6 protein-coding genes are annotated in these 7,863 nt (G+C 43.3%); 4 read left to right on the top strand and 2 right to left on the bottom strand.

The genetic code is table 11. From position 1 onward, the window contains the following. Positions 1 to 304: 304 nt before the first annotated feature. The gene (gene pyk, locus AB4238_RS16860; protein ID WP_372034479.1) at positions 305 to 1,744 is read right to left on the bottom strand and encodes a pyruvate kinase; all 1,440 of its coding nucleotides are present in this window, start codon (positions 1,742 to 1,744) and stop codon (positions 305 to 307) included. Positions 1,745 to 1,928: 184 nt separating this feature from the next. Further along, a complete protein-coding gene (locus tag AB4238_RS16865; protein ID WP_371994618.1) occupies positions 1,929 to 2,783 on the bottom strand; it encodes a MurR/RpiR family transcriptional regulator in 855 nt (284 codons plus the stop codon). A 313-nt stretch (positions 2,784 to 3,096) separates the two neighbouring features. On the opposite strand from AB4238_RS16865, the gene zwf reads away from it, so the two are divergent. From zwf to AB4238_RS16885, 4 genes are read left to right on the top strand one after another with little or no spacing between them, the layout of a single operon-like run. Continuing rightward, positions 3,097 to 4,569: a glucose-6-phosphate dehydrogenase gene (gene zwf / locus AB4238_RS16870; protein WP_372034481.1), complete on the top strand. Its 1,473-nt coding sequence runs from the start codon at positions 3,097 to 3,099 to the stop codon at positions 4,567 to 4,569. A 9-nt stretch (positions 4,570 to 4,578) separates the two neighbouring features. Next, positions 4,579 to 5,283 carry a 6-phosphogluconolactonase gene (gene pgl / locus AB4238_RS16875; RefSeq protein ID WP_372034482.1) on the top strand — a complete coding sequence of 235 codons (705 nt, stop codon included), beginning with the start codon at positions 4,579 to 4,581 and terminating at the stop codon, positions 5,281 to 5,283. A 9-nt stretch (positions 5,284 to 5,292) separates the two neighbouring features. Further along, the gene (gene edd / locus AB4238_RS16880; RefSeq protein WP_372034484.1) at positions 5,293 to 7,119 is read left to right on the top strand and encodes a phosphogluconate dehydratase; all 1,827 of its coding nucleotides are present in this window, start codon (positions 5,293 to 5,295) and stop codon (positions 7,117 to 7,119) included. Between the two features lie 21 nt (positions 7,120 to 7,140). After that, positions 7,141 to 7,782 (top strand): bifunctional 4-hydroxy-2-oxoglutarate aldolase/2-dehydro-3-deoxy-phosphogluconate aldolase, encoded by a 642-nt coding sequence (locus AB4238_RS16885; RefSeq protein WP_372034485.1) that lies wholly within the window; start codon positions 7,141 to 7,143, stop codon positions 7,780 to 7,782. Positions 7,783 to 7,863 lie beyond the last annotated feature (81 nt).

The following is a 7,863-nucleotide window of genomic DNA, read 5'->3' on the forward strand; positions in this document are numbered from 1 at the left end:
TAATGCAATTGGTATAAGGTATAAATTGCTGATGTAGGGCTATATGAATGAGGGAGGCAAGGTAGCGTGTGTAACACATGGTGATTATTTGTTTAAATGACCATAGAGTCAATGTAATGAATGTATGGACTTAGTCGGTGTAAACGAGCAAAAGGCGTCTTTCGTCAGAGATGACAGCTTGATCTGTTTTGCATAAAAGCTTCATTAGCACTTTTATCGAAAGGGCTGATAATAAAAAAGCATGTCTGTTATCAACAGACATGCTTTTCAAAGGTATTTATAAGCCATTTAACTGGCGAGTAAATTAAGCTACAACAACAACCTTGCTAGTGTTAGTACCACCAACAGTTTCCATTGCATCACCTTTTGTCATCATCGCCATGTCACCACTTTGTAGATAACCCGCAGCCGCTAATGTTTCAAGTGCTTTTTGTGCAACGGCTTCTGGAGCATGAGCTGTTGAGTCAAAATAGACTGGTTGAACACCACGGTAAAGTGCCATCTTAGCAAGTGTCACTTCATGACGAGACATAGCAAAAATAGGCAGTGCAGAACTGATGCGAGACATCATTTGCGGTGTTGCACCTGATTCAGTTAATGCAATAATTGCTTTAACACCGTCTAGGTGATTAGCTGCATACATTGTTGAAAGCGCAATCGTTTCTTCAATTGTTGTGAACTGTTGATCAAGTCTATGCTTTGATACCTGAACACTTGGGTGAGATTCTGCACCTAAACAAACTTCAGCCATCGCTTTAACAGTTTCTTCTGGGAAGTCACCAGCGGCTGTTTCTGCAGAAAGCATAACAGCATCTGTACCATCAAGAACGGCGTTTGCAACGTCCATTACTTCAGCACGAGTTGGCATTGGGCTTGTTATCATCGACTCCATCATTTGAGTCGCCGTAATGACAGGCTTGTTTAGCTGACGAGAGCGGCTAATCAGTTTCTTTTGCACTGCTACGAGCGCTGGGTCACCAATTTCAACACCTAGATCACCACGAGCAACCATTACTGCGTCAGAGGCAATGATCACATCATCCATCGCTGCGTCAGAAACAACCGCTTCAGCACGTTCAACTTTAGAAACGATGAGTGCATTACTACCCGCTTCTTGCGCTAATTCACGAGCATAATTTAGATCTGCACCGCTACGTGGGAAAGAAACCGCTAGGTAATCAACTTTGATTGCAGCAGCAGTGATAATGTCACGCTTATCTTTTTCAGTTAATGCAGCAGCAGATAATCCACCGCCTTGCTTGTTGATCCCTTTGTTATTAGACAAAGGACCCGCAACAGTAACAACAGTGTGAACCTTGTTACCATCTACTTTTTCAACACGCAACTGAACACGACCATCATCAAGCATCAAAATGTCGCCTAGGCTGACATCTTTTGGTAACTCTTTATAGTCGATACCCACTTGATTCTCATCGCCTTCACCTTTTTCAAGATCGCCATCCAAGGTATATGCTTGGCCTAAAGCTAGCTGTACCTTTTTGTTATCTTTAAAAGTTGAAATACGAATTTTAGGACCTTGAAGGTCACCAAGAACAGCAACATGAACACCGAGCTCTTTTGCAATAGCTCGTGTATCGTCTGCGCGTTTTTTGTGGTCTTCTGGTGCACCGTGAGAAAAGTTTAAGCGAACAACGTTAGCGCCGGCAGCAATAATGCGGCGTAGGTTGTCATCACGGTCAGTGGCTGGGCCCAAAGTTGTTACAATTTTGGTTCTGCGGAACATGACATACTCCGTTAAGTTTTAAAAAATTCTGACACTATATTAACAGACAATACCCTTAAATGTAGTAAAATTACGAACAAAATGATCTATCTCAAGTTTTTAATTTTGTGAACCCTTGCAACATTATTAGACTAAAGGACAGTAGAGCGTTCGCTAAACTGTCCTAAATCATGTCGAAAGCCACTTACAGAATGGGATCTTTGTCTATTCTTGATTCTTTCAATACTTCTTTAACTCGCTTCAAATTCTCACGGAAACGAGGGCCTCGTCTTAGTGTGAATCCTGTCGCTAACACATCTATTATAACCAACTGTGCTAAACGTGATGCCATTGGTAGGTACATATCGGTGTCCTCAGGGACTTCCATCGTAACAGGCAGTGTACATACCGTAGAAAGCGGAGAGTTACGTGCGGTGATGCCTATTACAGCTGCGCCGTTTTCTCGAGCGAGTTTTGCTATATCAATGAGTGATTTAGTTCTGCCTGTATGAGAGATAAGCACCACTACATCACCTTCATTACTGTTAATACAACTCATACGTTGCATAAGAACATCGTCGAAAGAGATGACAGGAACATTAAAGCGGAAAAATTTATTTTGCGCATCATGGGCAACAGACGCTGACGCGCCAAGACCAAAGAAAGAAATTTTCTTTGCTTGAGTTAAGACGTCAACGGCCTTATTAATCGCGGCGGTATCGATGCTTTGCCTTGCTGTATCAAGCGATGCCATTGAAGATTCGAATATTTTCGTGGTATATGAATCAGGACTATCGTCCTCTTCGACATGGCGACTGACGTAAGGCGTACCATTGGCTAGGCTTTGGGCTAAATGTAACTTAAAATCCGGAAACCCTTTAGTATCTAGTCGACGACAAAAACGGTTCACTGTTGGTTCGCTGACATCAGCCATTTTGGCCAGTGTAGCTATACTAGAGTGAATCGCAGTTTGCGGTGAAGAAAGAATAACTTCTGCAACTTTACGTTCAGATTTACTAAAATGGGTAAGGCTTTTTTGAACCTTTTCTAGGGTATTCATATACGTACGTCCACTCAATAGTAATGTAGTTTTATTATATTTTTGTAGTGCTTTAGCAAGCTAAGCAGGTACAACACTGGCTAAACATTAAAGCTTGAATAAAATTATAAAGATAACAGGTACAAAGATGATAAAATTTAGTAATTTTATCACGAAAGCATATCAGAGATTGTGTCAAGTTGCCTAATAGACTGACTTGAAGTTTATTATAGAATTTAGATGCAATTACTAATTTCTGTTGTTATATTACAACAAACATGTGGAATCTCATCAAAAATGGTGGGACACAGGATCAAAAGGAGATTTTGAAGCTATGGGCATAACAACACCAGAAGCCAAAGCTTGTGATTTTGTTCTATTTGGTACTAAAGGTGACCTCGCTAAGCGAAAGTTACTACCGTCTCTATATCAGCTTGATAAAGCAAACCTACTCAATATAGATACCAAAGTACTGGGCGTTGCTAAAGATGACTTTACTCAAGAGGAGTATCGCCAACTTGTCACAACGGCACTGAAGACATTTGTAAAAGACGAATTATGTGAAGAGACCGTAAATCGCTTTTTAGATCGCTGTCATTATGTAGGAACAAACTTTACGGTTTCTGAAGGCTATAAAGCATTTCACGATGTATTAGAGCCTGAGAAAAGAGTGATGGTGAGTTACTTCGCTACGCCACCCTCAATATTCGGCGATATCTGTCGTTGCCTAAATGAACAAAATCTTATCTTCCCTGATTCTCGTGTTGTATTAGAAAAACCTATCGGTTCAGATCTCGCCACTTCTAAGATCATTAATGATCAAGTCTCCGCTTACTTCAATGAAAATCAAGTCTACCGTATTGACCATTACCTAGGTAAAGAGACGGTACAGAATCTGCTGGCGCTGCGTTTCGCTAACTCTTTGTTCGCTTCTAAATGGGATAATCGTACTATTGATCATGTGCAGCTAACCGTCGCTGAAGAGGTGGGTATTGAAGGGCGTTGGGGTTACTTTGATAAAGCTGGCCAGATGCGTGACATGATCCAAAACCATCTGCTGCAAGTTTTGACCTTAGTGGCTATGGATCCTCCGGTTAACTTAGACGCCGATAATATCCGCGATGAAAAAGTGAAAGTGCTTAAATCACTGCGTCCAATTAACTCGGATAATATTTACGAAAATACAGTTCGAGGCCAATATTCAAGTGGGTTCCTAAAAGGTGCACCAGTACCAGGCTATCTAGAAGAAGAGGGCGCTAATGTTCAGTCAAACGCTGAAACTTTCGTTGCGCTTCGCGTTGATATCGATAACTGGCGCTGGGCAGGCGTTCCCTTCTATTTAAGAAGTGGCAAGCGTATGCCGTTTAAGAGTTCTGAAATTGTGGTTTACTTTAAGAACCCACCACACAATCTTTACAGCTCTAACTACCGTAATTTACCACCTAACAAGCTGACTATTCGTTTGCAGCCCCATGAAGGTGTTGAAATCCAGATGCTGAATAAGGTTCCTGGCCTTGGCGAAAAGCAGCGTTTGCAAACCACTAAGCTCGATTTAAGTTTCTCTGATACCTTTAAAAATGAACGTATTGCAGATGCATATGAGCGTTTGTTGTTGGAAGCGATGTTGGGGAATCAAGCATTATTTGTTCGTCGTGATGAAGTTGAACAAGCATGGAGTTGGGTCGATGGCATCATCCAAGCTTGGGAAGAGACAGACGAGAAACCAAAGTCTTACCCAGCCGGCACTTGGGGCCCAGTTGCTTCAGTTGCACTTATCACTAAAGACGGCCGTTCTTGGGACGAGTAGGGGAGCAAGATGATTAAAGAAAGCGTTTTTAAATCGTTTGACAATAAAGCGGCCCTTGAAGCGCAACTAGCTGAACGGATCGCTAATCAATTGCAAGAAGCAGTTGATGCTAGAGGGAAAGCAAGTTTGGTTGTTTCTGGTGGGTCGACGCCATTGAAGCTTTTTGAATTATTAAGTAAAAAAGCCATAGATTGGAACGATGTTTACATTACATTAGCGGATGAGCGTTGGGTCGATAATGATCATAGTGACTCTAACGAGCGGTTAGTCAGAAACAACCTGCTGCAAAACCGAGCTGCTAGTGCCAAGTTTTGTGGCTTAAAGAATATGTATTCGACGCCTTATGAAGGTCAAATTATGACCTCAGAGCAGTTAACACATTTTCCTAAACCATTTGATGTTGTTGTGCTGGGTATGGGCAATGATGGACATACTTGTTCTTGGTTCCCTTGCGCTGACGCAAAAGAACTTGAACATGCATTAACAACCGATGACTTGTGTGTGGCGGTTACTCCAGGTAATGCACCACACGCACGTATTTCGCTTTCAAAGGCTGGCATTCTTGCCAGCCGTCAAATCTATTTACATATCGTTGGTGAGCAGAAACTTGATGTTTACCGACAAGCACTGGCAGATAACGATAGCAGTGAAATGCCGATCAGAGCAGTTCTCGATCAGCACAAAACCCCCGTCGATGTTTACTGGAGCGCTTAAGGAGTAATTATGCACACCGTTGTACAGTCTGTGACAGACAGAATTATTGAACGAAGCAAAGATTCCCGCGCTAAGTACCTCGCGGCTTTAGAAGATGCAAAAAATAGAGGCGTGCATCGTAGCGCATTAAGCTGCGGTAACTTAGCCCATGGTTTTGCTGCGTGTAATCCAGCTGATAAATCATCGATTAAGCAGCTAACCAAAGCTAACATCGGTATCGTTACCTCTTTTAACGACATGTTATCTGCGCATCAACCTTATGGTGAGTACCCAGATCTGCTCAAACAAGCTTGTAATGAAGTTGGCAGCGTTGCCCAAGTTGCTGGTGGTGTTCCAGCGATGTGTGACGGCGTCACTCAAGGCCAGCCTGGTATGGAGCTAAGTTTGTTAAGCCGTGAAGTCATTGCTATGGGCACCGCGGTTGGCTTGTCTCACAATATGTTCGACGGTGCATTGCTACTCGGTATATGCGACAAAATCGTTCCCGGCTTGCTTATAGGCGCACTGAGCTTTGGTCATCTGCCAATGTTGTTCGTTCCTGCTGGACCGATGAAGTCAGGTATTCCTAATAAAGAGAAAGCGCGAATTCGTCAAAAGTATGCTCAAGGTGAAGTCGACAGAGAAGCGTTACTCGATGCCGAATCAAAGTCTTACCACAGTGCAGGAACTTGTACTTTTTACGGTACAGCAAATAGCAATCAGTTAATGCTTGAAGTGATGGGGCTACAACTGCCAGGTTCATCTTTCGTCAATCCAGATGATCCATTACGTGAAGTGTTAAGCAAAACGGCTGCTAAGCAGGTATGCCGCTTGACCGAAATGGGAACGCAGTACACACCTATTGGACATATAGTCTCTGAAAAATCAATCGTCAATGGCATTGTTGCACTATTGGCAACCGGTGGTTCTACTAACCTGACCATGCACATTGTTGCTGCCGCTCGCGCAGCTGGTGTCATCATTAACTGGGATGATTTCTCAGAACTATCTGATGCGGTGCCACTGCTAGCTCGTGTTTATCCAAACGGGCATGCTGACATTAACCATTTCCACGCTGCTGGTGGCATGGCGTTCTTGATTAAAGAACTGCTTGATGGCGGGCTATTACATGAAGATGTTGAGACTGTGGCAGGCTTTGGATTGAAGCGTTACACCCAAGAGCCACAGATCCGTGATGGTGAATTGACGTGGGTTGATGGTCAGCAAACAAGTTTAGACTCGGAAGTGTTAACCAGTTTAGACAGTCCTTTCCAAGCTAACGGTGGTTTAAAGCTACTAAAAGGTAACTTGGGCCGAGCAGTTATAAAAGTCTCAGCAGTACAAGAACAGCACCGCATCGTTGAAGCTCCAGCTGTAGTCATCGATGATCAAAATAAGCTTGAAGCAATCTTTAAAGCGGGCGAGTTAGATAAAGACTGTGTAGTGGTTGTAAAGGGCCAAGGGCCTAAAGCCATTGGTATGCCTGAACTGCATAAACTAACCCCTATCTTAGGTACGCTGCAAGATAGGGGTTTCAAAGTAGCACTGCTTACCGATGGCCGCATGTCTGGTGCATCGGGCAAAGTCCCTGCAGCTATTCACTTAACACCAGAAGCGTTGGATGGTGGCATGATTGCCAAGATCCACAATGGTGATTTGGTCAGAGTCAATGCTACTACGGGTGAGTTAAGTCTTCTCGTTGATGAAGCTGAACTGCAGGCAAGAACGCCTGAAAAGGTCGACCTACAAAAGACAAGCTATGGCATGGGACGTGAACTCTTCGGAGCACTAAGAGCTAGCTTAAGTAGTCCTGAAACCGGTGCGCGCAGTACTAGCGCCATAGATGAAATTTATTAAAGACAAAGGAAGAGTAACGCAATGCTTGAGAATAACTGGTTAATTCAACCACAAGATATTTTTAATCGCAGCCCTATTGTTCCTGTCATGGTGATCAATAAGATTGAACATGCTGTGCCATTGGCTAAAGCACTTGTTGCAGGTGGTATTAGCGTATTGGAAGTGACTTTACGTACTGATTGCGCGCTTGAAGCCATCAGTAAAATAGCTAAAGAAGTGCCGGAGGCATTAGTCGGCGCGGGTACTATTTTGAATGAAGCACAACTAGATCAAGCTGTTAATGCTGGTGCGCAGTTTGTTATCACCCCTGGTGCAACGACTGATCTGCTAAAGGCTGCTATGGCTGGCACGACACCATTAATACCTGGTGTAGCAAGTATCTCTGAAGTGATGGAAGGGATGGTACTTGGTTATACCAACTTTAAGTTTTTTCCTGCAGAAGCGTCAGGTGGCGTGAATGCACTTAAGGCTTTCTCTGGACCACTCGCTGACATCCGTTTTTGCCCAACAGGTGGGATCACTCCAAGTAGTTACAAAGACTACTTAGCCCTTAAAAATGTAGATTGTATTGGCGGTAGTTGGATTGCGCCAACAGATGCAATGGAGCAGGGTGATTGGGATAGAATCACTGCGCTATGTAAAGAAGCCATCGGCGCACTTTAAAAGCTATCTATCGCTAGCCTTATTATAGATATGGTTGCGAGCAACTAAAAAAGCTACCTTGAGGTTAATGCCGTTCACTTA

This window comes from Shewanella sp. 10N.286.45.A1, assembly GCF_041470405.1.
Taxonomy (GTDB): Bacteria; Pseudomonadota; Gammaproteobacteria; order Enterobacterales; family Shewanellaceae; genus Shewanella.